21 protein-coding genes, 1 tRNA gene and 2 pseudogenes are annotated in these 24,563 nt (G+C 61.3%); 15 read left to right on the forward strand and 9 right to left on the reverse strand.

Features of this window, described 5'->3' with window-relative positions:
• Positions 1–113: 113 nt before the first annotated feature.
• Positions 114–880: pseudogene (locus tag NO360_RS18960) on the forward strand (transposase); the annotation flags it as partial.
• Between the two features lie 56 nt (positions 881–936).
• Here the strand turns inward: NO360_RS18960 and NO360_RS10140 are convergent.
• Entirely contained in the window at positions 937–1,737 is an 801-nt protein-coding gene (locus tag NO360_RS10140; RefSeq protein WP_345780191.1) for an IclR family transcriptional regulator, read from the reverse strand.
• 275 nt (positions 1,738–2,012) lie between these two features.
• Here NO360_RS10140 and NO360_RS10145 point away from each other — a divergent pair, with 275 nt between their 5' ends.
• The 8 genes from NO360_RS10145 (at position 2,013) to NO360_RS10180 (ending at position 11,300) form a co-directional block, all read left to right on the forward strand.
• Positions 2,013–3,653, forward strand: coding sequence for an ABC transporter substrate-binding protein (locus NO360_RS10145; RefSeq protein ID WP_256307695.1), 1,641 nt, complete (start codon positions 2,013–2,015; stop codon positions 3,651–3,653).
• Positions 3,654–3,677: 24 nt separating this feature from the next.
• Positions 3,678–4,679 carry an ABC transporter permease gene (locus NO360_RS10150; RefSeq protein ID WP_256307696.1) on the forward strand — a complete coding sequence of 334 codons (1,002 nt, stop codon included), beginning with the start codon at positions 3,678–3,680 and terminating at the stop codon, positions 4,677–4,679.
• Positions 4,679–5,626 carry an ABC transporter permease gene (locus tag NO360_RS10155; RefSeq protein WP_256307697.1) on the forward strand — a complete coding sequence of 316 codons (948 nt, stop codon included), beginning with the start codon at positions 4,679–4,681 and terminating at the stop codon, positions 5,624–5,626. Before NO360_RS10150 ends, NO360_RS10155 begins: the two co-directional genes overlap by 1 nt.
• A gap of 22 nt (positions 5,627–5,648) precedes the next feature.
• The gene (locus NO360_RS10160) at positions 5,649–6,746 is read left to right on the forward strand and encodes an ABC transporter ATP-binding protein (RefSeq protein WP_256308516.1); all 1,098 of its coding nucleotides are present in this window, start codon (positions 5,649–5,651) and stop codon (positions 6,744–6,746) included.
• On the forward strand, positions 6,730–8,052 hold the full coding sequence (locus NO360_RS10165; RefSeq protein ID WP_390281640.1) for an ABC transporter ATP-binding protein: 1,323 nt from the start codon (positions 6,730–6,732) through the stop codon (positions 8,050–8,052). Before NO360_RS10160 ends, NO360_RS10165 begins: the two co-directional genes overlap by 17 nt.
• A gap of 57 nt (positions 8,053–8,109) precedes the next feature.
• On the forward strand, positions 8,110–9,525 hold the full coding sequence (locus NO360_RS10170; protein WP_256307699.1) for an amidohydrolase: 1,416 nt from the start codon (positions 8,110–8,112) through the stop codon (positions 9,523–9,525).
• Positions 9,526–9,692: 167 nt separating this feature from the next.
• Positions 9,693–10,403: a creatininase family protein gene (locus tag NO360_RS10175; RefSeq protein WP_256308517.1), complete on the forward strand. Its 711-nt coding sequence runs from the start codon at positions 9,693–9,695 to the stop codon at positions 10,401–10,403.
• A 75-nt stretch (positions 10,404–10,478) separates the two neighbouring features.
• Positions 10,479–11,300: a polysaccharide deacetylase family protein gene (locus NO360_RS10180; protein ID WP_256307700.1), complete on the forward strand. Its 822-nt coding sequence runs from the start codon at positions 10,479–10,481 to the stop codon at positions 11,298–11,300.
• Positions 11,301–11,373: 73 nt separating this feature from the next.
• On the opposite strand, the gene NO360_RS10185 is transcribed toward NO360_RS10180, so the two are convergent.
• From NO360_RS10185 to thyA, 7 genes and pseudogenes are all read right to left on the reverse strand, one after another.
• Complete coding sequence (locus tag NO360_RS10185) at positions 11,374–12,102, reverse strand: SDR family NAD(P)-dependent oxidoreductase (protein WP_256307701.1); 729 nt, start codon at positions 12,100–12,102, stop codon at positions 11,374–11,376.
• A 303-nt stretch (positions 12,103–12,405) separates the two neighbouring features.
• A pseudogene (locus NO360_RS10190) lies at positions 12,406–12,501 on the reverse strand (IS5/IS1182 family transposase); the annotation flags it as partial.
• A 409-nt stretch (positions 12,502–12,910) separates the two neighbouring features.
• Positions 12,911–12,985: transfer RNA gene (locus NO360_RS10195), tRNA-Glu, on the reverse strand.
• Positions 12,986–13,085: 100 nt separating this feature from the next.
• Positions 13,086–13,832, reverse strand: coding sequence for an archaeal proteasome endopeptidase complex subunit alpha (gene psmA, locus NO360_RS10200; RefSeq protein ID WP_256307702.1), 747 nt, complete (start codon positions 13,830–13,832; stop codon positions 13,086–13,088).
• 78 nt (positions 13,833–13,910) lie between these two features.
• A complete protein-coding gene (locus NO360_RS10205; protein WP_256307703.1) occupies positions 13,911–14,096 on the reverse strand; it encodes an HVO_2922 family protein in 186 nt (61 codons plus the stop codon).
• 105 nt (positions 14,097–14,201) lie between these two features.
• Positions 14,202–14,807: a dihydrofolate reductase gene (locus NO360_RS10210; RefSeq protein ID WP_256307704.1), complete on the reverse strand. Its 606-nt coding sequence runs from the start codon at positions 14,805–14,807 to the stop codon at positions 14,202–14,204.
• On the reverse strand, positions 14,807–15,805 hold the full coding sequence (thyA, locus tag NO360_RS10215) for a thymidylate synthase (protein ID WP_256307705.1): 999 nt from the start codon (positions 15,803–15,805) through the stop codon (positions 14,807–14,809). The genes NO360_RS10210 and thyA overlap by 1 nt, the downstream gene beginning before the upstream one ends.
• Positions 15,806–15,910: 105 nt before the next feature.
• On the opposite strand from thyA, the gene NO360_RS10220 reads away from it, so the two are divergent.
• The 3 genes from NO360_RS10220 (at position 15,911) to NO360_RS10230 (ending at position 19,057) form a co-directional block, all read left to right on the forward strand.
• Positions 15,911–17,137 (forward strand): hypothetical protein, encoded by a 1,227-nt coding sequence (locus NO360_RS10220; protein ID WP_256307706.1) that lies wholly within the window; start codon positions 15,911–15,913, stop codon positions 17,135–17,137.
• Between the two features lie 118 nt (positions 17,138–17,255).
• Positions 17,256–17,549 (forward strand): hypothetical protein, encoded by a 294-nt coding sequence (locus NO360_RS10225; RefSeq protein ID WP_256307707.1) that lies wholly within the window; start codon positions 17,256–17,258, stop codon positions 17,547–17,549.
• A 74-nt stretch (positions 17,550–17,623) separates the two neighbouring features.
• A complete protein-coding gene (locus NO360_RS10230; RefSeq protein ID WP_256307708.1) occupies positions 17,624–19,057 on the forward strand; it encodes an MFS transporter in 1,434 nt (477 codons plus the stop codon).
• Here NO360_RS10230 and NO360_RS10235 read toward each other — a convergent pair whose 3' ends face one another.
• Positions 19,058–19,546: a chemotaxis protein CheW gene (locus NO360_RS10235; RefSeq protein ID WP_390281629.1), complete on the reverse strand. Its 489-nt coding sequence runs from the start codon at positions 19,544–19,546 to the stop codon at positions 19,058–19,060. It lies immediately after the preceding gene.
• 209 nt (positions 19,547–19,755) lie between these two features.
• On the opposite strand from NO360_RS10235, the gene cheB reads away from it, so the two are divergent.
• From cheB to NO360_RS10250, 3 genes are read left to right on the forward strand one after another with little or no spacing between them, the layout of a single operon-like run.
• Positions 19,756–21,141 (forward strand): chemotaxis-specific protein-glutamate methyltransferase CheB, encoded by a 1,386-nt coding sequence (gene cheB, locus NO360_RS10240; protein ID WP_256307709.1) that lies wholly within the window; start codon positions 19,756–19,758, stop codon positions 21,139–21,141.
• Positions 21,142–21,144: 3 nt separating this feature from the next.
• Positions 21,145–23,712 carry a chemotaxis protein CheA gene (locus tag NO360_RS10245; RefSeq protein ID WP_256307710.1) on the forward strand — a complete coding sequence of 856 codons (2,568 nt, stop codon included), beginning with the start codon at positions 21,145–21,147 and terminating at the stop codon, positions 23,710–23,712.
• Positions 23,712–24,560: a CheR family methyltransferase gene (locus NO360_RS10250; RefSeq protein ID WP_256307711.1), complete on the forward strand. Its 849-nt coding sequence runs from the start codon at positions 23,712–23,714 to the stop codon at positions 24,558–24,560. The genes NO360_RS10245 and NO360_RS10250 overlap by 1 nt, the downstream gene beginning before the upstream one ends.
• Positions 24,561–24,563 lie beyond the last annotated feature (3 nt).

Below are 24,563 nucleotides of genomic sequence, written 5' to 3' on the forward strand. Positions count from 1 at the left end.
AAACGAAATCTAAAGATGCTGTAACTTCCGTTCGGATAGTTAAGCTAGTGTTCTTATCGAAGCAGATGCGTCGGAGCCATCACGCCACCTAATTGGTTGTGGTACCATTGCTGATGGTTCTAATCCATAACTCTCGACGTGCCGTCTTTCGTTATATCGCGCAGGCTCCGTATACGGAGTGGCCTGCCTATGATTCGACGCCACTCTACAATCGGAGTTCACTCGATGCGCTTCAGGAGGATGTCCGAACTGTTGGGCAGTGATGGTTCAAACACGACCATCACGGGTCGCTGGAAGACTTTGTATGTCAATACCCACTGGCCTACTTCCGGTTCAACGCTCACGACCGTTATGAAAGCTCGATACGATACAAGGTGGACACCCTCTTTCGGGTGTTGTTCTGAAAGAACTCCATAGGTGGGAGCACGAAACTGCACTCGTCGACTACCTCGATCACCGATCTGGACTCTGCGAGAAACTGGAGTTCGAGACGATTCCGGACCAGTCGACGCTGTGGCGCAGCTGGCACGAGCGTTTCACTGCTGACCTCCGAGAGACAGTCGAGACGGCGGCTCGAACGATCCTCATCAAAGCCCAGAATGCAGGTGTCGCGGTTCCGCGTAAACCCGAACGACAACTCCAGCACCACGATGACGAGGCTGGTGAGTCAAAACCAGCTGATCAACCTACTTTGGTGCAGGCAGAGAAGACCACAGACCACGTCAGCCGCATCGTTTTCCGGCGTTTTCACTGGGTTCGTGGGAACGGCTGTGAGATACACGAGAACGCCTACTGGGACCTGCAGACGTACCTCGGACTTCGCGAGAGTCTCGCTGCAAATGAGGGGGCTTGCAGTTTCGTCCACGAGTCGACCCGTGAGACCGTTGATGATTTTGTTGTCTTTCTGGAGAATCCCGCATCAACTACCCCAGGTGATTAGGAAAGAGATACGCGGAGTTCATACTCGTTTGTGACACCGAGAAGTATCTGGGGGAGTTCGTCGGTCAGTCGGTCTCCGCTCAGACGGTTCGAAGGTCCAGACACACTAAATGCCCCAACAACTTCGCCCGTGTCGTCTTTGACAGGTGCACCCACCGCGTTAACGCCCTCAATCTGCTCTTCTTTGTTGAAAGCGTAGCCGCGGTCTCTAATCTGTTCTATCGCGTCATTGAGTTGTTTTTTCGAAGTTATCGTCTGTTCTGTCTTTGCTTTGAGCCCGTTTTCGATGACTTGTTTTACTTTCTTTTTTGGAAAGTGAGCAAGTAGAGCCTTGCCACCTGCAGTCGCGTGGAGCGGGATTCGTTTCCCGATCGTCGATTGAGTCCAGACACTGTGGCTTCCCGGTGACGTATAGAGGTAGATCCCTTGGAGACCTTCTTCGACGATGAAAGTCGATCTGCACCCGCTTTCGTCGGCGAGCATAGTGGTGTACTTTTCAGCACTCGTGTAGACGTCTTTTCGAGTGCGTGCTTGCTCGCCGAACGCAAGGAATTTTAGAGCCAGATGGTAGACGCCGTCTTCCTTCACAAGATAGCCGTCGTCTACCATCGTTTTGAGATACCGATGGGCAGTACTCGAACTTACACCCAACAGGTCACTGATCTCCGTCGGCCGTCCGCCGTTATTTTTGTGAATCCATTCAAGGATATCGAAACTATTCTTCAATGTCGCCAGTCCTTCTTCGTTCGATTTACTCATATGTACAGCAACTTTCACCCCTGCAGTATTGTACCACATAGCGGGATTAATAATTTTATTATGAATATTCTACACTTTCTTTAGTATTGCAGTTATACTGCTTCTATACCGATTCAACTGAATTTGAGTCCAAAAACATTAATGGACAAACACGACTAATTTGTCCCGTAGAGTAGAGCTATTAGTATATATTCCCATATAGTATTATTTTCAATGTTATACTAGTCGTAATATACGCCAAAATATTCTATAATACATATGCTATTAATGCTAAACTATTTGTTATTAGGGGAGCAGAGTGGTACCAAGCCACTATGACTAATGGCAAACTCACACGGCGAAAAATACTGGCAGCAACTGGCGCAGCACTTCCTGTCGGATTAGCTGGGTGTTCAAGCAACAGCTCAGACGACAGTACTGACGATTCTAGCGATTCCGGTGGGGGAGAAACAGCAACTGAATCTTCCGGGTCGTCATCACAGACTCGGCTGAACGTGGGTCAGGCACTCGAACCAACCCGGTTTGATCCGATACTTCAGTTTTCGAACCCCGATGCACTGGTCGGAAACCGGGTCTTCAGTAAGTTGTACACGTACACGGAAGGAACAGATACGACGACAGACGTCGCAGCATCCGAACCGGAGATCACTCGTAACAACACGCGCTACGTCATCCCACTTCGAGAAGACGTAACGTTCCACAACGGAGATCAGCTCACCGCGGAGGACGTAACGTACTCATTTACTGCACCGATCGAGGAAGAAACCCCGCTGGCGGGAATCTTCTCCGTTATTGATAGCGCGACAGCAGTCGACGAGTATACCGTTCAGTTCGACCTGAACAACCCGTTCGCGATGTTCGACGATCTGCTCACGCATCAGATCGTTCCGAAAGCAGTTCGTGAGGACGATCCAGAAGCATTCAATACCGAACAGCCAATCGGTTCGGGTCCATTCAGATTCGTTGATTGGGAGCAGAACTCCTACGTGAACCTCGAACGCTGGGACGACTACTGGGGAGAACCACAACCGAACGTTTCGGAGGTCAGGTTCGTCCCAATTACGGAGTCAACGACCCGGGTCACAGAGCTCAACACTGGTAATCAGGACCTCATCGAGACGATCCCACCCAGACTATGGACAACCGTCGAAGAGATGCAGGACGCAAGTATCGAGTCAGTGGAGAGTATCGGCTACTTCTACGTCGCGTTTAATCTAAACGAGGGGCCGACGACCGATATCAGAGTCCGTGAAGCGATCGATTACAGCTTCTCAATGGATGATGCTGTCGAGCGCTTCATTGAGCCCTCGGGGCTTCGACAGTACAGCCCGATGCCGGGCCCAATAAACGAGGATTGGGGATTCCCGGTAGAGCAGTGGCAGGACATCCCGAATGACAAGGATATCGAACAGGCACAGCAACTCTTTTCGGAGGCCGGCGTTCCCTCTGACTGGAACTGTAAAATCATCGTCCCACCGGACGATAACAGGGAGAACATCGGCGTCTCGATTGCCAATGGAATTCAGGAAGCTGGATACGATGCGAACGTCCAGCGCCTCGACTGGGGAACGATGCTCAGTCAGGCATACACAGGCAATGCAGACGACTACAACATCTACGTCCTCGGCTGGGTTCGATACCCGGACCCGGACGACTTTATGTTCAACCTCTTTCATATGGACGCGGCCGGCGCAAACCAGGGCGTCTACTACGAGAACGAAGAGGTTATGGAGCAGATCTCGCAAGCGCGGAGCTCAATTGACCGCGCAGAGCGAAAAGAGCTCTACACTAACGCCATCACGACGATCCTCGAGGACAAAGTGCATCTTCCGGCATTCAACTACAAAAACGCCTACGGAGCGCGGTCCAGAGTCCATGATTTCAACGTCCATCCGGTCTCCCCGATCAACCCACGGATTTCGGGAGCAAGCGGAAACCTCTCGCTTCAAGATTAAGGAAAGAAGAGCTTCTATTCGAATATGAGTTTGGTTCGATATGTTGCGCGGCGGTTGGGGCAATCAGTCTTCACGCTCCTCGGCGTCGTTACACTCACGTTCTTGCTCGTCAACGCGGCACCCGGCGATCCGATTCGGATCTTTATTGGACCGAGTGCCGACGCGGCAACCGTCGAAGCCATCCGAACGAGATTCGGGCTTAATCAGCCGCTCCACGTGCGGTACTTCAAATATATCATCAACGTACTGCAGGGGGATCTCGGGCAGAGTATCAATTATCGGGTGCCAGTCACGCAGAAGATCTTCGAGCGCTTACCAGCAACGCTGCTCCTCGTGGCCTCCAGTTTCACTTTCGCGGTGTTGACGGCAATCCCAATTGGGGTGCTCTCCGCAAAAAAACGGAATCAACTCTCAGATCACGTCTTTCGCGTTCTGGGACTTGTCGGAGTCAGTACTCCTAGCTTCTGGATCGGACTGCTCCTCATCATTCTCTTTACTTATCACCTTGGTCTCCTGCCGGCGACCGGACTCATTATGCCGTGGGCAGCCCCGGCCGCAGTCGACAACGCGACTACCCGCATAGACGTCCTTTATCAGTCCGCTATTCACCTAATAATGCCAACACTGACACTCGGGACGCTCCAGATGGCTGCGATTATGCGTATCGAACGATCCTCGATGCTTGAAGTTCTCAACCAAGAATACGTCACGCTAGCCCGTGCGTTCGGCGTCAAAGAGTGGACGCTGCTCCGCAAACACGCCTTCAGGAACGCACAGCTTCCAGTGCTGACGGTTGTCGGTCTTCAACTAACAACCGCGCTCGGAGGATCAGTCCTCACCGAGACCGTTTTCAGCATCAGCGGGATCGGGACGCTAATCATCACCGGGGTGAATGCTCGAGACTACCCCCTCATTTTGGGGACCACGCTGTTCTATGCGACGATGTTCGTCGTTGGTGTTCTCATCACTGATCTCCTGTACGCGTACCTAGACCCACGGATATCCTACGGAGGGGGTGATGACTGATGAACGGCTCTGATGATGATTCCTCGTCACCGCAGCCGTCACAATCTGGATGGGCAGACGTCACCCCGCAACTTCGCCAGAACTCCACCTCGCGGTGGGGGCTATACATCATCGCCGTCGTCATTGCGGTCGCGATCTGGGCATTCATCGACGGCGTCTTACTCGGGTACCACTTTGCGGAAACGTACTGGTACAGCCCGGTAACTGCGGAACCGGGTGCCCGCAGTTTGCTTCCGCCGGTCGGAATTACGAACGAGTTCGGGACAGGAGTGTGGGCACATCCGCTCGGAACAGATCACCGGGGGCGTGATATACTAGCTCGCCTCGTGTACGGCACGCGGATCGCCATTCAAATCGGGATCGTTGCGACCGGCCTCGGTGCTGTTGTCGGCACGATCATTGGCGCTATCTCCGGGTACTACGGCGGATGGATTGACGACGTCCTCCAGCGACTCGTCGAGACTTTCTACGCCATCCCGTTCATCGTGCTGATGATCGCGATTATGTCCACGTTCGGACGTAATCTCTGGATTGCGATCGTCGGCGTAAGCGTCATCACAACCCCTGTATTCGCCCGGTTGATTCGTTCAGAGGTTCTCAGTGTCCGCGAAGAGGAGTACATCGAAGCGGCGAAAGCAGCCGGCGTCCGCGATCGCAACATAATCAGACGCCACGTCATTCCGAACAGCCTAGCGCCTGTGTTAGTTCAAGCAACCCTACAGGTTGGCGTGAACATCCTCATCGTCGCAGCGCTCTCCTTCTTAGGATTCGGTGCGCAACCACCGACGCCGTCGTGGGGGGCGATGCTTGCTCAGTCGCGGACCTATATGCTCCCGAACCCGTGGTTCAGCTTCTGGCCCGGGCTGGCCATTCTGGTGACCGTAGTCGGGTTCAATCTTATCGGGGATGGACTGCGCGATGCCTTCGACCCGCGACTTGACGACTAATATACTAACAAGACACACAACTATGAGTGACACTCCACTGCTGAAAGTTGAGAACCTGAAGACACAGTTTTTCACGGACGCCGGAACCGTCCGTGCGGTCGACAGTGTTTCCTTTACTGTCGAGCGCGGAGAGATCGTCGGACTCGTCGGCGAGTCTGGGGCCGGCAAAAGTGTTGCCGTTCAAAGCATCCTTCGCCTCGTCGATTCCCCCGGACGTATCGTCGGTGGCGAGATCACATTCGACGGGAAGACTATTGTCGGATTCGAAGAAGACACCGACGAGACAGAGAACCCGGTTAGACGTGAAGAGATGCTCTCGGACTCGGAGATGCGTTCACAGATCCGCGGCAACGAGATCGCGCTCATCTTCCAGGATCCGATGGAGAGTCTCAATCCGGTGTTCACGGTCGGTGAGCAACTCTGTGAGTTCATCGAACTCAATCGGGGGCTCACCGGGAAAGACGTACGCGAACGTGCGATCGAAATCCTCCGCGAAGTGGGAATCCCTCAGCCCGACGAACGGTTCGACGATTACCCGCACCAGTTCTCGGGAGGGATGCGCCAGCGGGTCCTCATTGCGATGGCGCTTGGCTGCGAGCCGAAGCTTATCATCGCAGACGAGCCCACGACTGCACTAGACGTGACGGTTGAGGGGCAGATCATCGACCTCGTATACGATCTCCAGAAGGAGTACGACACGAGTTTCCTCTGGGTGACTCACGATATGGGTATCGTCGCGGAGATCTGCGACCGGGTCAACGTGATGTACCTCGGAGAGCTAATCGAGCGTGCAGGGGTCGATGATCTGTTCTATGACCCACAGCATCCATACACCGAGGCTCTATTGAACTCGATTCCTCGTCCGAACCAGGCTGGCGAGCTACAGCCGCTGAAAGGGTCGATGCCGGAAGCGATCGATCCGCCGTCTGGCTGTCGGTTTCACGACCGCTGTCCCGACGCAACCGAAGCCTGTACCCGGACGCATCCGAACCTCCGGCGAGTCACCGAAGACGAGCAGTGGGCAGCCTGCATCAAACACGATGTGTTCGAGGCGGGCTATGAGACGAGCCGTCAACTCTCATCCGAGGGGGTTTCTGTGGTAGGTGAGAACAGTGAGTAGATCAGAAACAGATCCGCTGGTCCGTATCTCAGGTCTGTCAAAGCACTTTAACAACTCAAGTGGGTTGTTTGGCGGATACGAGTTTTCACCGGACGGATTGAGCTTTCCGTTCGAGTACGATCCGGACGTGGTCCGCGCTGTCGATGACGTTTCTTTCCAGATCGATCGGGGGGAAACGCTCGGCTTAGTAGGCGAATCAGGCTGTGGGAAGTCGACGCTCGCCCGCGTCGTCCTGCAGCTCCTGCGACCCACCGAGGGAGACATTTACTTCGATGATGACAATCTTGCAGACCTGAGTGACGAGGCGCTCCGCCAGCGACGGAAGGACATCCAGATTATCTTTCAGGATCCGCAGTCGAGCCTGGATCCTCGGATGAAGGTCGGATCAATCATCGAAGAACCAATGCAGGCCCACGGGATGTACGACGCTGACGGCCGCGAGGAGCGAACCAAAGAGCTCCTGGATGCCGTCGGGTTGGAACCGCAGTATTATGACCGCTATCCCCACGAGTTCTCCGGCGGACAGCGTCAACGAGTCAACCTCGCGCGGGCGCTTTCGGTTGATCCAGAGTTCGTCGTCCTCGATGAACCGACGAGTGCGTTGGACGTCTCGATCCAGGCACAGATATTGAACACGCTGGACGATCTCCAAGACGAGTTCGGCCTGACGTACTTGTTCATCAGTCACGACCTCTCCGTTATCCGGCATATCAGCGATCGTGTCGCGGTGATGTATCTCGGCGAGATTGTCGAGATCGGAGACGTAGAGGTCCTCTTCGAGGATCCGAAGCATCCGTACACGAGAGCACTGCTATCTTCGATTCCCGTTCCGGACCCGCGTAATAGGGGACAACGAAGCGTGTTAGTGGGTGACGTTCCCAGTCCGATTAATCCCCCGAGTGGCTGTCGGTTCCGCACACGCTGTCCATCCCTCATTGCACCCGAAGAATACGACCTGAGTGAGGACGAGTGGACCAACGTTAGGGATTTCACCCGGGCCGTTGACCGACGCTCCTTCGATGCTGAAGATGTTGACTCCGTCTACGAGCGCTTTCTCGACGGCCCTCTCTCGGATTCGACGTGTGAAAGTGTGGTGTACGAGGCGATCGAGCTCATTGTCACCGATCGCTGGGAGGAGGCGTCTGAGCTGCTACGGCGCCAGTTTGCTGCAAAGAGCATCTGTGCGAACACAGCCCCGTCGCTCGAACAGTCCGGAGATAACGATCCCAGTCGGGAGGTTGCGTGTCACCTCCACCAACCGAATGAGAGTCTCACGACAAATCAAGAAACGGGCGGGAGGATGTAGCCGGCTTTTGTCCTTCCGGTCGGTCGCACCGCAAACCAAGAATCTACGAAACCAACTATGACCAAAGATACCATACACGAACGGATAGAAGAGCGCCGGACTGATCTCGTTTCGCTGACCCGGGAGCTCTGGGAAAACCCCGAACTCGGGCTTCAGGAGACGGAATCTGCAGAGCTACTCGCGACGCGACTCGCCGACGAAGGATTCACCGTCAACCGGGGCGTCGGCGGGATGCCAACAGCATTTGTGGCCTCATACGGGAATGGAGGACCAACAATCGGGATCCTCGGGGAATACGACGCGTTGCCCGGCCTGTCTCAAAAATCGATCGCTCGAAAGGAACCGGTTGATGAAGGCGGGCCGGGCCACGGATGCGGACATAATCTCTTCGGGGTCGGGAGCCTTGGTGCAGCGGTCGCAGTCAAGGAAGCGATCGAACGTGGCGACGTCGATGGCACGATTCGGTATTACGGCTGTCCGGCGGAGGAGACACTCGTCGGGAAGGTCTATATGGCTCGTGCTGGCGTCTTCGACGATCTTGATGCAGCACTAACGTGGCATCCGAGTCACGTGTCGGCGCCGTGGAAGGCACGCTCCCTCGCAATGAACTCCATCGAGTACTCATTCTCCGGGCAGTCGGCCCACGCGGCAGATTCCCCGGAATCCGGGCGGAGTGCGCTGGATGCAGTCGAGTTAATGAACACGGGAGTGGAATTTATGCGAGAGCATATCATCGACGACGCGCGTATCCACTATTCGATTACGAACGGAGGGGGTGCACCGAACGTCGTCCCCGCTGAGGCGTCTGTCTGGTACTTCGTCCGTGCCCCAACCCGGAAGGGTGTCGACCGAATTACGGACTGGCTGGATGAAGTTGCCGAGGGAGCAACGTTGATGGCGCAGACGACGGTCGACCGTCGCTTCCTCACAGGTTGTTATGACTACATTGCGAGCGATACGCTGTCAGATGTTCTCCTATCAAATATGCGTGATCTCGGAACGATCCCGTACTCGGACGCCGACCGGGCGTTCGCCACCGAGCTTCAAGAGACACTCGACGAATCCACGATCGAGAACCGCCTTAGTGGGTTGCCCGAACAGCGACGCGCGGAGGCTCGAGAACAGGCACTGTACTCGAATCCGATGGAATCGTTTGATGAAGGGACGGTATTGAGCGGTTCGACGGACGTTGGCGACGTCAGTTGGATCACTCCCGTGGCACAGTTCTGGGGTGCCGCCTGGCCTGTAGGGACACCGTCGCATTCCTGGCAGGCAGTCGCAGCTAACGGAGATTTCGCTGCTAAGGCGGCGGTCTACGCCGCAAAAGTACTTGCCGGGACGGCATACGACCTTCTCTCGACTCCATCGATAGTCGAGGCAGCGGCTGAAGAACTCAGATCGACGCGGTCACACGATTACGAGAGCCCGCTCCCAGAAACTGCGGAACCACCTGCAGATATGGGTGTGAACTGAAATGTGCGTTCTACCAGATCCTGATCTTCCGATGACTGAATCCTACAAATCAACGATCGACAAAGACGGCGGCGACGAGAACAAGATGTCCACACAGACGGCAATTGTCAGCGATACAGCGGAGGGAGACTGTGATGAGTGAACGCACCCGGTACCGGCTCGAACAGATGACCTGGGAAGAGGCTGAGGAGGCATTCGAGACCGCTGACTACGTCGTCCTTCCGTGTGGAAGCACGGAACAGCACTCGCTGCATCTCCCGACGTCAGTGGATACGCTGCGTTCATCCCATCTCACGGATGAACTTGCGGAACGTGCGCCGGACCACGGACTCGAACTGTTAGTGCTGCCGCCGCTGCCGTACGGGTATTCGGAGCATCACCTTCCGTTCTCTGGGACAATCACGCTTGACGCCGAGACGTACTGTGAAGTCATCGTGGATATCGGTCGATCGGTGAAGAAACACGGAGGGAAGCGATTCCTTATCACGAATTTCCACGCCGGCAACATTGAACCGCACAAGCTTGCGATCGATCGCCTCCAGCGCGAGTATGATCTCCCGACACGCTACGTCAACTGGACAGACTTCGCTCGCGACAAGCTCGAAGCCCGCTTCGGTGACAAGTGGGGACACGCTGGCGAACACGAGACGAGCGTGATAGAACACTATCGACCGGAACTGGTACGGCAGGGGAAAAAGCAGCCACAGACCTTACACGATGTTGCCGAGTCCGAACAGTTTCGGTATTTCGATGATCTCACGGTGGAAGGTGGACTCGGCGATCCGACCGACTCCGACCCGGCGTTCATAGCCGACATTATCGAAGAGACAACGGACAAAGTTCTCAGCGACCTCAAAACCGGGAATCAAGATGTTTAGTAGGACCACCGGTCGTCGGCAGACGATGGTTTTCAAACAGAGAGCTACCGAGAGGGTAGTTGTGGGGACCGTCTGATGGCTCGAGCCAACGTATGTCTCACAGTGGATTTCGATGCAGTTTCCTCTTGGATTCATTCGTTCGACGAGGCCGATAGTGCGCGAAATCTCTCCCGCGGTTTGTTTGGGGTGGATGTGGGTGCACCACGTCTTCTCGAAATCTTCGACGACCACGACATTACGACAACTTGGTTCGTGCCCGGGCACACCGTCGAGAGTTTCCCAGACGCCGTCGAAGCTGTCTGGGCTGACGGGACAGGACACGACATCCAGCACCACGGGTGGTCGCATACTCGCCCCTCAACGTACGCCGATAAACCAAGCGAACGGGCGGATATCGAGCGTGGAATCGAGGCAATACAAGGACTCACCGGACGACAGCCAGTCGGATACCGGTCTCCTTCCTGGGATTTCTCGTCTAATACGCTCTCTCTGCTCGAAGAATTTGGGTTTGAGTGGGACTCCAGTCAAATGGCCACCGAGTTTCACCCCTATTTCCTTCGGCAGGGGTGGGAGGCACCGGTGGATGCTCCGTACGAGCGTGGGGATAAGACCGAGATAGCCGAAGTGCCGGTGTCGTGGCAGCGTGATGACTTCCCTGCCTTCGCATTTAGTCGTCAGCGCGGCTATGCGAACGAACGGGCAATCTTCGAGATGTGGGAATCCCAGTTTGATTGGATGTACCGTAACGTAGAGAACGGCACATATGTATTAACGATGCATCCCCAAATTATGGGATATTCCCACCGAATTAGTCACTTAGAATCACTCATTGCGACTCTGGAGTCATATCCTGATGTCGAATTTACCACTGTAGACGCCGTTGCATCTGAACTGTAGGAGTAACCCACAAAACCGCGGCAAGCCCCGATAGCGTTCCTACTCTCTGTTGTTGGATCTATCCGGGCGAATCTTATACGAGTCCCGACCCGCCGTCGACGTTCACAACACTTCCAGTCATATAGGCACTACCTTCCCCACAGAGAAAGTGAACGACTCGCGCGACTTCGTCCGGTTCGCCGAGGCGATTGGTCGGGAGTCGGTCGATGAATGCAGCTAATTCCTCGTCGGACCACAGATCGGAATCCGTTACCAGAGGAGTGTCGATAAGCCCCGGAACGACACAATTCACCTTGACAGAAGGCGCTAGTTGCTTTGCGAGTCCCTTTGTAAGGCCGAAGATCCCGGCCTTCGAGGCAGAATAGTGAACGCCCGCGCTTGCACTACCACGCTGCCCCGCTGTTGAGGAGATGTTCACGATCGCGCCCTCCTCACGCTCAAACATACGTGGTCCAACCGCGTGGGCGATGTTATACTGTCCTGTGAGATTGATATCAATAACTTCGTGCCATTCCTCAGGCGTGAGATCTCCGAGCCAGACGTACCGTGAGACTGCGGCGTTGTTCACCAGCGCAGTGATATTATGCTTATTTTCGATGTCATCAACAGCCTCGTGTACCGCCTCGTGGTCACGTACATCGACGTCATACGTCGAAACATCGTCGTCGTCAAATACGGTCTGGACAGTCGAATCGACGTCAAATGCAGCAACGTGATCGAGAGACTCGTCGACTCTGAATCGGTCAACGACTGCACGACCAATTCCAGAGGCGGCACCGGTAACAAGAGCACAGGTCGACATAGGTGATAACCCTCTCAGGTACACTTAATCTGCCACCATTCTCTGGTTACTCACCAATCCCATTCCGAGCATACGTACACGAATCAGCCATCTGCTAGTGCTGTTGGCTCGTGTTACTCGGCTATTTTACTCGGTCTCAATATATTTGGAGACAGCATTACGGGCCTCACGCCCGTAGGCGTGCGATGATTTCCTATCATACTCCATTTTCGTACCAAGCACGCCTGTTTCAAGAGTTCCGTCAGAGTTTTGATTTTCTCATTTCTGAATTTATTACTCTGTTGAATAGATTCTGAGACACGGTTACAGCGGCTCACACAGCGATTCTATGTTGATGATGGCGAACATCAGGATAATTTCACGGAACTGGCGATACCAGCCGAGCGCGATAGGATCTCCGTCTAACGAATGGGGCGTAGTGTAGCCTCCGTTGCTCTCCCAGACGAACCGATAGAACGCGTCCATTCGATGTGCGCGTGGTTTTACGGTCTCGAATGCGTATCCCTCTCCCTTCTTCGGCATGATACCAAAGACGAGCAACCACGAGAGACAATCTTCCCGGACTGACTCGTAATCGAGGCGTTACCGTCGATTGAGGTATTCAGCGGAGGGTTCCGGAACGTGGGTAATCCCGTCGAGATCAACCATCGTATTCCTCCGAAGTGATCCGGCGAATCCGGTTGGCAAAGCAATTCGAAAACTACACGACAGCGTCGGGGTTGTACTTCCGTCGAGTGTAATTGCCCTGATGCGACATTGTGACTCTCCATTCGCAATGGGCAAAACCGCCAGACGGCGTCGGGAGAAGTGCTCCGTCAGGGATTCGAACCCTGGTCCTTGCCGTGAGAGGGCAAGATGATTGGCCGGACTACACCAACGGAGCCATCTTGCATTCTTCGGTATCGCCGGGATGTGTAAAACGGTTCCGTTTTGGCCCCGCCGTGCGGTGGTGTCCCGAACGGCGTCCGGCGGAAACGGCGGCGCTATTCGCTATCTTCGGCGTCTTCGTCGGCCGATCCGTATTCGTCGATCACCTCGGCGATCTCGTCTTCGGAAACCGGCCGATAGCCGTCGGCCGTGATCGTGGCGACGGTCACGCTCGCGGCGTCGAGGTCGTCGTTGTTCGCAAGGAGGGCTCGGACCGCGATCTCGACACCGTCGTCGACGGAGAGCGCTTCGGACCAGTTGGATTCGAGGAACTCCTGGATGTCGTCGCGACCGGATCCGATAGCGACCGCCCGCCACTCTTGGGGTGCACCCGAGGGATCGGTCTGATAGAGTCGCGGTTCCGAGCCCGAGTCGTCCATCCCCGCGATCAGGAGTGCGGCCCCGAACGGTCTCGTCCCGCCGTACTGCGTCGTCTCCTGAATCTCGTCGGAGAGCGTCTTCGTGAGCGTTTCGACGCCGAGCGGTTCGCCGTAGCGAAGGCGGTTCCGCTGGGCGGCCGTCCGCGCCCCGTCGATCAGTCGGCGGGCGTCGGCGACGTGGCCGGCCGAGGCCGCTCCCAGGAAGTCGTCGAGTTTGTGGAGTTTCTCGATGCTGTCGCCCTCCATCAGCGAGGAACTGGTCCGGCGCTGTGCGGCGAGTACGACGCCGTCGGCGGTCCGAATCCCGAGGCTCGGTGCACCGCGCTTGACCGCTTCGCGAGCGTACTCGACCTGATAGATGCGTCCGTCGGGAGAGAAGAGCGAGGTCCCCCGGTCGTACGCCTGCTGGTCGTTTCGGTTCATCTATCCCCACTCCGATCCGTGGACGGATAAAGCCACCACCGGCACACGTTTTTACCGGAATCGGAGCCCATCTTCGGTTCAGGAATCAGTCTCCACGACGTCGGCTTCGGGCGCGTTTTGCTTGACGCTCTCGATTCCCTGCGTCGCCTTCTGTTTGGTCGCGTAGCCCTCACCGCTGTCGGCGATGATGTTGCCGTTGTCGTGGACGAGCCGCCAGCGGTACTTCCCGGAGCGGTCCTCGTACACCTCGAACGTGGCGCTCATACGGCCGACCGTTGTGCCGCGTGTCGCAAAAGCGTACTCCCGGTGGCGATGCGGACTGCTCGTCTCCGGGCGACGCGGACCGCCTGCCCCCGGAGACCGCGGCCCTCAGCCGTCGACGCGCTCGTACGTGACAAAGTCGAACTCGTCGCGAGAGTCGCGATCCGCCTCGATCCACTCGTCGTCGTCCGGGACCGGAAAGCGCGTGTCGCCGTCGTAGGTCCCGTGAATCTCCGTGAGCACGAGGCGCGTCGCGTGCGGGAGGAACTGCTCGTAAATTCGACCGCCGCCCGCGACGTACGCCGTCTCGACGCCCCGTTCGGCGGCGTCGGCTTCGGCTCGTTCGACGGCCTCCGCGACGGAGTTCGCGAGCACCGCCCCCTCGGGAAGTTCCAGCGACTGGGAGGAGAGCACGACGCTCGTCCGGCCCGGGAACGGTTCCCCGAGGGCGTCGACGACCGTCTCGTAGGTCTTGCGTCCGACGATCACCGGGTGCCCGGTCGTCGTCCGTTTGAAGTGTTTCAGGTCCTCGGCGTAGTGCCAGGGCATTCCGCCGTCGCGGCCGATCACGCCGTTCTCGGCGACTGCGGCGATCAGGACGATTTCGAGGTCGGTGTCGAGGCTCTCGTCTGCGGCGTCCCCAGCGTCGGCCCGGGGGCCGGCGTCGACGTCGGAATCGGCGGTCTCAGAGGCGGCGTCCGTCTCCGAGGTCATCACTCGGCCACCGCGAAGCGGATTCCGGGCGCGGGATCGTACCCCGACAGTTCGACGTCGTCGAAGGCGAGTTCGTCGAGGGGAACGTCGGCCACGTCGATGGCGGGCCGCTCGCGCGGCTCGCGTGCGCACTGTTCGAGCAGGCCGGGGACGTGATCGTACCGCTCCTCGCCGTCGGCCTCCGGTGGAGCCGCGTCTTCGAGCCACTCACGGACCTCGCGGTACTCGGACCGCTCCTCAACGGCCGCGACCCGCGACTGCAACGCGTCGAGGTTGTCGGCGTACCACGCGCCGCGTTCGCCGGCCCCGCAGTAGATGTGCGAATCGACGACCGAGTGCGCGAACCGTCCCGGCTCGAAGCCGGTCCGCTGCGCGATGGCGGTCGCCAGCAGCGAGTACGCCGCGATGTTGAACGGGATCCCGAGCGCGACGTCGCCGGACCGCTGGTGCAGGTGCACGTTCAGTTCGTCGCCCTGAACGTTGAGCACGAACGTGTAGTGACACGGCGGCAGCGTCGAGACGGCGGCGTTCGCCGGGTGCCACGCGTTGACGACGATGCGCCGGGAGTTGGGGTTCTCGCGCAACTGATCGAGGACGTACTGGATCTGATCGAACGTCCCCTCGTCGTTCATCCAGCGGTGGTCGTCGTCGGGCCACGACTCGCCGGGGAGCCCCTCCTCGGGAACGGGGAACCGACGCCAGAAGCGCCCGTAGGCGGTGTCGAGATGCCCCGCCTCGTCGGCCCAGGCGTCCCAGATTCCGGTCTCCTCGCGGAGGCTCCGGATGTGTTCCTCGCCGGAGAGGTACCAGACGAACTCGTGGATCAGCGAGTTCCACCGCGCCCCCGAGAGGTCCTTCGTCGTGAGCAGCGGGAACCCCGCCGAGAGGTCGACTTCGTAGTGGCGGCTGAACGCGGATATCGTGTCCACGCCGGTGCGGTTCGGCTTGTGTCCCCCGGTTTCGAGGACGTCGGTGACGAGATCGAGGTACTGACGCATAAGGATCGGGTTGGCGTACGTTGCTCGCCCCGCAATCTTGAATCGTTCGGGTGGTCGGGAACCGTCGTCCGACACTTAAGTGACCGCGCCGCAAACGGCTCCCCGATGGCGACGCTCGCAGAGCCCGCGGTGCTCGCCGCCGCGAAGGACGCGCTGTACCCCGACCTCGAAAACCGAGACGATCAGTACGCAGTCACGGAGTCGCAGTTCACGGCCGACTCGTGGGGTGGGTGGTGCGTCCCCGACGACATCCGCGATCGGCTCCGCCCGTTCAATTCGATCCGGCTCGAGTCGGGCGAGCCGGACCTGCTCGGCGTCGGTCCCCCCGCCGGCGAGGTTCTCGACGGGTCCGTCGCGAGTGCGCCCGTCGTCGCGGTCGAAGCGAAGGGCCGTCGCGAGAACGGGACTGTCGACGTCGCGCGCGGCATCGAGCAGGCCCACGCCCGGCTCTCGGAGGTGAACCTCGGCTACGTCGCCTCGCCCGCCGCGAGCGTGACCGAGACGGCACGGTCGCTGGCGCGGGAACTGAACGTCGGCGTCGTCGGCGTCGAGGGCGCCGAGACCGCGTCGGTCCTCGAACCCCCGCGCGTGACTGGGGCGGGCGAGTTCGCCACGGGCGTCGAGGCGATCCGGTTCCGGGCGCGTACCCATCGGCTGACAGACGGGAGCTTTCCGGTGAATCACCCGAAGAACTACCTCGGCTATCCGCTCGCGCTCGCGGTCGACGACGACACCGACGCGGTCTACGAGGAGCACGTCATCCGACTCGCGGGGGACGGCCGCCGGGGCGCGATCCTCCTCGGCCTCGTGGAGGGCAGCGGCGTCGACCGACTCACGCACCTCGGCCGCGAGGTCGTCCGCTTCGCACGCACCGAGTGCGGGAGCGTCGAGTCGGCGCTGGCCCGCTTCGATTCGTGGACGGGACGATCCACGCGATTCACCGAACTCGCCCCCCGCTGGGCGCAACTCGCCCGGAGCGTGACGATGGGCTACGAGCCGACGCGGCTCGTGGTCGAGGCGCTGGAGCGGCTCCACGCCGACGGCGTCCGACCGGCGACCCTTCCCGAAGTCGCGGCGACGGCCTGCGAGATCAACCGCCCGCTGGCCGTCGAGGTGTTCTTCACCGAGGGCGGCCGCGACGCCGTGCTCAGACGCGACGGGACCCTCCGAGAGGCGGCGCTCGACGATCCGAGCGTGTACAAGTCGGGGATCCACTTCCAGTACAAAGCACAGCTCTACCACGTCGGCCTCGTGACCGACCGCGGGACCGACGACAAGGCCGCCGCGCTGGCGGACGCGTGGGCGCTCGAACACCCGGTCGGACCGCGGTAGCGTGTGTCCGGTCGGACCGGGGTAGCGAGTGTCCGGTCGGACCGGGGTAGCGAGTGTCCGGTCGGACCGCGGTGGCGGGTCCGCAGGTATACGTACCAGAAGGAGGCCAGACCCGCCGATGACACGGAGGCTCCAGGTCGTCGGCGACGACCGATCGTTCACGATCACCGGCGTCGACAGCGACGAGTGGGAGGGGATGCGCGACCCGTGCCCGACGTGCGGCAGTCGTGGCTTCGAGCACGTCTCCGCAAGGGGCGGATACTACGGCGTCCGCGACGGCACCGTCGTACTGCGGTCGGACGTCTGGGACGCCGACCGGGCGATCCGCACGCGCTGTCGAGCCTGCGGAACGGTGCTCCACAAGCACCCGGCGTTCGACCTGTTGTTCGATCACGGTCCTGACGAGCCGTAGCAACCGATCGCTGTCGGGGGAGAACGTCGGGTCGACCGCCAAAAATTATACCTCGCCCTTTCGTTCCGACGCCCGTGAGCGAATTCGGCGGGGAAACAGACGACACCGGGGGGCCGGAACCGACTGCGAGGGGAGTGACCGAGGACTCCGACGACGGCGACGACCGACCGGGAACCGACGGGTGGCTCTACGGGTGGGCGCTCGGCTACGCGGCGATCGGGGCGGCGTCGCTTCTCGTGCCGCTGTACGCCATCGACCTCGGTGCCGGGGCGCTCGTGGTCAGCCTGATCGCCGCGACGGCCGCCTTCGCCGGGGTCCCCGGAGCGATTCTGTGGGGGCGACTGGTGACGCGGACCCGGCGGCGACGCCCCTTCATCCTGGTCGCGCTCGGACTCACGGCGGGCGTCTTCCTCTCACTCCCGTTTCTGAACTCGCCGTGGACGGTCCTCGCCGCCAACGCGGTGCTGTGGTTCGTCGTCGCCGCCGCCGCCCCGGTGTTGAACGTCATCGTCGTCGAGGGGTACGATCCCGCGCAATGGACGCAGCGGTTCGGGCTGCTGAACCACTACCAGGGCTACGGCTGGCTCGTCGGACTCGTCGCCGGCGGTCTGTGGTCGACCGTCGCCGGCGCGCGGTTCGCACTCACGGCGCTCGCGGCGAAGCGACTGTTTTTCGTGCTCAGCGCGGTCGTCGCGCTCGGCGGCGTCGCCGTCGTGCTCCTCCGATACCCGGAGGCCACCACGATCACCGACCAGCGGTTCGGACGGCTCTCGCGTCGGTTCCGACCCGCGAACGGGACGGCTGCGCGCTCGACGCGGGCGGTCCCCTTCGGTCCCGGCCGGATCTACTGGGCGTTTCGCGACCTCGGATTCGGGCGGACCGGCGGCGCGAGACGGACGACGCGGGGCGTCGTCTCGCGGCTTCGACGCCGGTTCTCCGGCTCGCTGCTCCGGTATCTCCTCGGGGCGGTCGTCTTCTTCGCCGGCTTCTCGGCGTTCTTCGGGCCGCTTCCGGCCTACCTCGTCGACGCGGGCTACGCCACCGACGAGGTGTTCGCGCTGTTCATCCTGAGTTCGGCGGCGTCGGCGGTGGCGTACACCGCCGCCGGGGCGGCCGCAGCGAAATACGAACCGTTCCGTCTGCAGGCCGGCGCGCTCCTCTTCCGAGCGGGGGCGTTCCCCGTCGTCGCCGTAACCGGCGCCGCCGTCGCCCCGCCCGTGGGACCGATCGTCGTGGGGACACTCTTCCTCGCGATCGGCGGCTCCTGGGCGGTCATCGCGGTGACCGCGACGGGGCTGGTCTCGCGACTCGCTCCCGATTCGGTCCGCGCGGAGGCGCTCGGCGTGTACACGGCGGTCGGGAGTCTGGGCGGCGGCGTTGGGAGCGTGTTCGGCGGTGCGATCGCCGACTGGATCGGCTACCTCCCCGCGTTCGTCGTCGCCGGCGGGTTCGTCGTCGTCGGCTTCCTCGTGGCCGCGAGCGCCGGGTCGGCGTCGACGCCGACGTGATCAGGTCGCGCTATCGGTCTTCGTGGGCGAGATCCAGACGACGAGTTCGTCCTCCCGGCGGACGATGCCCTCGATGAAGTCGCTGCGCTCCATCGGCGGGTCCTCGACGTCGTCCATCGAGACGCGGAGGACCTGATCGACCTCGTCGACGAGCCAGCCGATCGCGGCCTCGTCCTCGAAGCGCTTCGCGTCGAAGATCACGATCCGGTTCGCCTCGCCCGTATCGTCGACGTTCAACAGCGTCTTCGGATTGACGATCGACGTGGTTCGGCCCCGGAGGTCCATCACGCCCTCGACGAACTCGGGGGCGTTCGGGACGGACGTGAGCGATCCTCGGTCGACGATCTCGGAGACGTAGTCGATGTCCACGCAGTACGTCTCGCCCCCCAGCTCGAATTCGAGCACCTGCATCTGGCGGGCGGTGGCGTCGCCGTCGTCTGTCGCGGCGGGGTTCGATGCGCCCGCCGCGACGGGTTGTTCCTGGGACATAGTGGCGTCGCCGGAGACCCGACGGGTCACCGGTTGCTACGTCGTGCTGGCGGGCAGACCGACAATAAATGTACGCACGCTATTATCACGGCTGATTCTCGCCGGCGAGCGCTTAAGTCCCCCTCTCCGGAAAATCCGGTAGAGATGCGCGGGTACGAACACGCCGTCGAGTGGTCGGACGACGGCGACGAAGACGGGAGCAGCGGGCGATGAGTGCGGCCTCTGAACCGGGAGGCGGCGACGGTCCGACGCGGGCGGTCATCGTCGACGACTCGCGGTTCATGCGGACGCTCATCCGGAACCTGCTCGAGGAGGGCGGCATCGAGGTCGTCGGCGAGGCGAAAGACGGGTCGGCGGCGCTCGAGACGGTTCGCGAGCACGACCCCGACGTCGTGACGATGGACATCGAGATGCCGACGATGAACGGCCTCGAAGCGGTCGAGGCCATTATGGACGATCACCCGACGCCCGTACTGATGCTGTCGGCGCACGCCGAGGAGAACGCCGACGTGACGTTCGAGGCGCTGGATCGTGGCGCGGTCGACTTCGTGACCAAGCCGGGCGGAGAGGTCACGTCGTCGATGCCGCGCGTGAAGAAGGAACTCGTCGAGAAGGTCGAATCCGCCGCGCGGGTCGACCTCTCGGCGAACGCCCGGGCCTCGATCGGTGATCGGGGGACGGCTTCGTCGGGGACCGACCGCGAGGCGAGCCCCGCGGGGACCGACCGCGACACCAGCGGCCGCGGTGTCGACTCCACGTCCGGTCGCGCCGGGGCGACTCGGGAGCGGCGCGGTGGCACGGACGGTACGGGAGCGTCCGCGACGGCGTCGGGGGCTGCACCGGACTCGGGACCGGCGACGAACTCGGGGGCTGCACCCGACCGTTCGGGAACGGACGCCCCTGGCGCGACACGGCCCGCGTCGGCGAACGAGTCCGCAGCGGCGGACCGCTCGACGCTCGGATCCGACGGGGCGTCAGCGGCGACCCCGGAAGCCGACGCCGGGCGGACCTACCCGGACGCGGGGACCCTGATCGTCGGGGCGTCGACCGGCGGCCCGAACGTCGTCGAGCGCGTTCTCGCGGGACTCCCCCGAGCGGCGAACCTCCGAGTGCTCGTCGTCCAGCACATGCCCGAGGGGTTCACGTCCCGGTTCGCCACGCGGCTCGACGAACGGTCGGCCTACACCGTTCGCGAGGCGGAATCGGGCGAGCGGATCGAAGCCGGAGAGGCCCGGGTCGCTCCCGGCGGCACGCACCTCCTCGTCACGGGCGACCGCGGCGGGCGGCTGAAACTCGAACTGACCGACACGGAACCGATTCACGGCGTTCGGCCGGCGATCGATCTGACGATGGCGTCGGCCGTCGAGACCGTGACCGGACCCCTGTGCGGGGCGCTGCTCACCGGGATGGGTCGCGACGGCGTCGACGGGATGGAACGGATCGGCCGCAACGGCGGCCACACCATCGCGCAGGACGAGGCGACGTCGGCGATCTTCGGGATGCCGCGTCGAGCGATCGACACGGGCTGCGTCGAGGTCGTCGCGCCCGCCGAGGAGATCGCCGAGAACGCGCTGGAGTACTTCGCGGAGGAGTGACAGATGGACGACGAACTATACCAGGAATTCATCACCGAGTCCGAGGAGAGCATCACGCAGTTGAACAACTCGCTGCTGGATCTCGAATCGAACCCAGACGACACCGAGGCGATCGACGACATCTTCCGGCAGGCTCACACGCTGAAAGGGAACTTCGGCGCGATGGGATTCGACAACGCCGCGAAGGTCGCCCACGCCGTCGAGGACCTGCTCGACGCGGTCCGCAACGGCGAGATCGAGGTCACTCACGAGCGGATGGACCTCGTCTTCGATGGGATGGACGAGATCCTCGACATCCTCCACGAGATCGAATCCGAGGGCGAGTCCCAGCGGGATCCCAGCGGCCTCGTCGAAGACATCCGAGCGGCCGCATCGCCGGACGGGGAGTCGGCCGCCGACCCCGACGACGAGGGACACGAGACCGCCGCGGGGAGTGATACAGCGGCCGAAGCGGACCCGGACGCCGCCGCCGACGAGGCGCTCGAACGCGCGGCGGACGTCCTCGACCTCGACGACCCCGAAGTCGCGGACGCGGACGACCTCTATCACGCGCGAATCGAGCTCGACGCGGGCGATATGAAGGGCGTCGACGCGGGGTTGTTCGTCGGTGGTCTCCCGGACGACCTCGCGGTGGTCGGAGCGGACCCGAGCCTGGAGCGGATCGAGGAGGGCGAGTTCGACGAGGACTTCGTCGTCTACGTCGCCGACGTCCCCGAGTTGGAACTCGAACCGCTTCTCGAAGACCTCTGGAAGGTCGATTCGGTGACGCTGACGGACGTCTCCTCGCTCGTCGGCGGGGCGGGTGCGACCGCGGACGAGGACGATGCGACGCACGGGGGCGCAGACGAGCGCGAGTCGACGGGCGCGAGCGAGACGAGTGAGAACGAACCGACGTCGGAGGAGCCTGGCACGGAGACGGCTGCCTCGACGGAGCGCGCGTCTTCGAGCGCAGACTCGGTCGCGGCGGATCCCGATGCGGCGGCCGGCGACGTCGACGCCGATTCCGCCGCCGCCGCGGTCGACGCCGTGGTCGACGCCTACACCTCGGGCGGTTCGTCGGCCGACGGAACAGGAGAGAGCGGTCGAGACGCTGAATCCGCGAGAACCGACTCGGAAACCTCCCCTGCGGAGAGCAGTTCCGGTGACAGCGGGACGGACTCCCACGAAGCCGACCGTAGTGAGACGGGCACTGATGCCGGCGACGACGAACCCAGTGGGACCGACGACGAGCCGGAATCCGCCGGTCGAGACGAACCGACGGGATCCGGGGGCGACGGGAAAGACGACGGCGGCGGATCGAAACGTTCCGACGGCACCGACGACGATGACGACGACGAGGAAGAGACGCCGTCGATTCAGGAGGTGAAGTCCGTCCGGGTCGACGTCGACCAACTGGACGAACTCCACAGCCTCGTCGAGCAGTTGGTCACCAGTCGTATCAAACTGCGCCAGGCGGTCGGGGAGGACGAGACCGCCGGGCGGGACACGCTCGACGAGCTCGACAAGATCTCCTCGAACCTCCAGGACACCGTGATGGACATGCGGCTGATCCCGCTGAAGAAGGTGTTCGACAAGTTCCCGCGGCTGGTCCGCGACCTCGCTCGCGAGGAGGAAAAGCGGGTCAGCTTCTCCGTCGAGGGCCAGGACATCGAACTGGACCGGACGATCCTCGACGAGATCTCCGACCCGCTGATGCACGTGCTCCGGAACGCCGTGGACCACGGCATCGAACCGCCCGAGGAGCGGGAGGCCGCCGGCAAGTCAAAGACCGGGTCGGTCGAGTTGCGCGCCGAGCGCGAGCACGACACGGTCGTCATCACCGTCGAGGACGACGGGGCCGGTATCGACGCCGACGTGATCAGAGAGAAGGCCGCCGAGAAGGGCATCCGACCCCGAGACGAACTGGCGGAACTCCCGGACGAGGAGATCTACGAGTACATCTTCCATCCCGGCTTCTCCACCAACGAGGAGATCACGGACGTCAGCGGCCGCGGGGTCGGGATGGACGTCGTCAAGACGACCGTCGAGTCCCTCGACGGGTCGGTGAACGTCGACAGCACCCTCGGGGAGGGGACCGAAATCTCGATCCGGCTACCCGTGTCGGTCGCGATCATCAAGGTGCTGTTCGTGCAGGTCGGCGACCGGGAGTTCGGCGTCCCGATCAAGTACATCGACGAGATCTCCCGACAGACGCGGATCCAGCGGGTCGACGGCGCGGAGGTGATCGTCCACGAGGAGCAGATCTTCCCGCTCATCCGGCTCCGCGAAGCGCTGGAACTCGGGTCCGCGCGCACCGATTCGGGGATGATCGTTCGGATCCGACCCGCGGATCGACAGGTCGCGCTCCGCTGTGACGGCGTCGCGCGACAGGAGGAAGTCGTCGTCACCCCGCTACAGGGACCGCTCCGGGGGACAGACGGCCTCTCGGGGACCGCCGTCGTCGGCGACGGCAACGTCGTCCCGATCCTGGACGTCAACTCCCTGCCGATCCCCGACGAGGGCAAGCAGGCGCGTCGGCAGTGGGTACCGCCGGAAGACGACGGTGCCGAGACCGAGGGGGCCGCGGACTGATGGCCCTCGAAACCGACACGGACGGCGCAGACGGCTTCGACGACCTCCTGGCGTTCGTCGAGTCGTCGCTCTCCTTCGCGACGAGTTCGTACAACCGCTCGTACCTCGATCGACGGATCTCGGCGCGGATGCGGCGTCGCGACGTCGAGGAGTACGACGCCTACCAGGCGCTGCTCGAAGACGACGAGGAGGAACAGGAAGCGCTGTTGAACGCCCTCAGCGTCAACGTCACGAGCTTCTTCCGGAACCCGGAGGTCTGGGAGGGCCTCAGAGAGATCATCGCGGAGCTGAGCGAGGCGGGTCGGACCCGGATCTGGAGCGCCGCCTGTTCGGACGGCCGGGAGGCGTACTCCGCGGCGATGCTGGCGCTCGACGACGACCGGATCGACGACACCCGGGTCGAGATCCTCGGGACCGACATCAAGCCCGAGATCCTCCGCGCGGCGCGTCGGGGCGAGTATCACGCCTCGGAGACCAACGATCTCGACGAACAGCTCGAACCGCTGGCCGACAGCGACCGGTACGTCGAACAGGAGGGCGACACCTACCGCGTCACCGACGAAGTCCGGGACCTCGTCTCGTTCAGGCGACACGACCTCGTCCAGGAGGATCCGCCGCGGACGTTCGACCTCGTGATCTGCCGGAACCTGTTCATCTACATCAACAAGGGGGCCAAGGAGGCCATCTTCGAGACGCTCGGCTCGGCCGTCGAACCGGGCGGGTATCTGACGATCGGGATGACCGAGACCGTCCCGGCTTCGTGTCGGGACCGGTTCGAACCGGTGAAGAAACGGCTCAGAATCTACCGCGACACGGCGAAGAAAGAGGCGTCGCGTTCCCGGAGGTGAGGT

It is taken from the genome of Halobellus litoreus (assembly GCF_024464595.1).
GTDB classification, from domain to species: Archaea; Halobacteriota; Halobacteria; order Halobacteriales; family Haloferacaceae; genus Haloquadratum; species Haloquadratum litoreum.

Bases quoted from the DNA above. Each gene is read 5' to 3' on its own strand.
- NO360_RS10250 (WP_256307711.1), top strand. From the start codon at position 23,712: ATGGCCCTCGAAACCGACACGGACGGCGCAGACGGCTTCGACGACCTC.
- NO360_RS10245 (WP_256307710.1), top strand. From the start codon at position 21,145: ATGGACGACGAACTATACCAGGAATTCATCACCGAGTCCGAGGAGAGC.
- NO360_RS10220 (WP_256307706.1), top strand. From the start codon at position 15,911: ATGGCGACGCTCGCAGAGCCCGCGGTGCTCGCCGCCGCGAAGGACGCG.
- NO360_RS10160 (WP_256308516.1), top strand. From the start codon at position 5,649: ATGAGTGACACTCCACTGCTGAAAGTTGAGAACCTGAAGACACAGTTT.
- NO360_RS10145 (WP_256307695.1), top strand. From the start codon at position 2,013: ATGACTAATGGCAAACTCACACGGCGAAAAATACTGGCAGCAACTGGC.
- NO360_RS10185 (WP_256307701.1), bottom strand. From the start codon at position 12,102: ATGTCGACCTGTGCTCTTGTTACCGGTGCCGCCTCTGGAATTGGTCGT.
- NO360_RS10205 (WP_256307703.1), bottom strand. From the start codon at position 14,096: ATGAGCGCCACGTTCGAGGTGTACGAGGACCGCTCCGGGAAGTACCGC.
- NO360_RS10170 (WP_256307699.1), top strand. From the start codon at position 8,110: ATGACCAAAGATACCATACACGAACGGATAGAAGAGCGCCGGACTGAT.
- cheB (WP_256307709.1), top strand. From the start codon at position 19,756: ATGAGTGCGGCCTCTGAACCGGGAGGCGGCGACGGTCCGACGCGGGCG.
- NO360_RS10180 (WP_256307700.1), top strand. From the start codon at position 10,479: ATGGCTCGAGCCAACGTATGTCTCACAGTGGATTTCGATGCAGTTTCC.
- NO360_RS10210 (WP_256307704.1), bottom strand. From the start codon at position 14,807: ATGACCTCGGAGACGGACGCCGCCTCTGAGACCGCCGATTCCGACGTC.
- psmA (WP_256307702.1), bottom strand. From the start codon at position 13,832: ATGAACCGAAACGACCAGCAGGCGTACGACCGGGGGACCTCGCTCTTC.
- NO360_RS10225 (WP_256307707.1), top strand. From the start codon at position 17,256: ATGACACGGAGGCTCCAGGTCGTCGGCGACGACCGATCGTTCACGATC.
- NO360_RS10235 (WP_390281629.1), bottom strand. From the start codon at position 19,546: ATGTCCCAGGAACAACCCGTCGCGGCGGGCGCATCGAACCCCGCCGCG.
- NO360_RS10150 (WP_256307696.1), top strand. From the start codon at position 3,678: ATGAGTTTGGTTCGATATGTTGCGCGGCGGTTGGGGCAATCAGTCTTC.
- NO360_RS10155 (WP_256307697.1), top strand. From the start codon at position 4,679: ATGAACGGCTCTGATGATGATTCCTCGTCACCGCAGCCGTCACAATCT.
- NO360_RS10175 (WP_256308517.1), top strand. From the start codon at position 9,693: ATGACCTGGGAAGAGGCTGAGGAGGCATTCGAGACCGCTGACTACGTC.
- NO360_RS10140 (WP_345780191.1), bottom strand. From the start codon at position 1,737: ATGTGGTACAATACTGCAGGGGTGAAAGTTGCTGTACATATGAGTAAA.
- thyA (WP_256307705.1), bottom strand. From the start codon at position 15,805: ATGCGTCAGTACCTCGATCTCGTCACCGACGTCCTCGAAACCGGGGGA.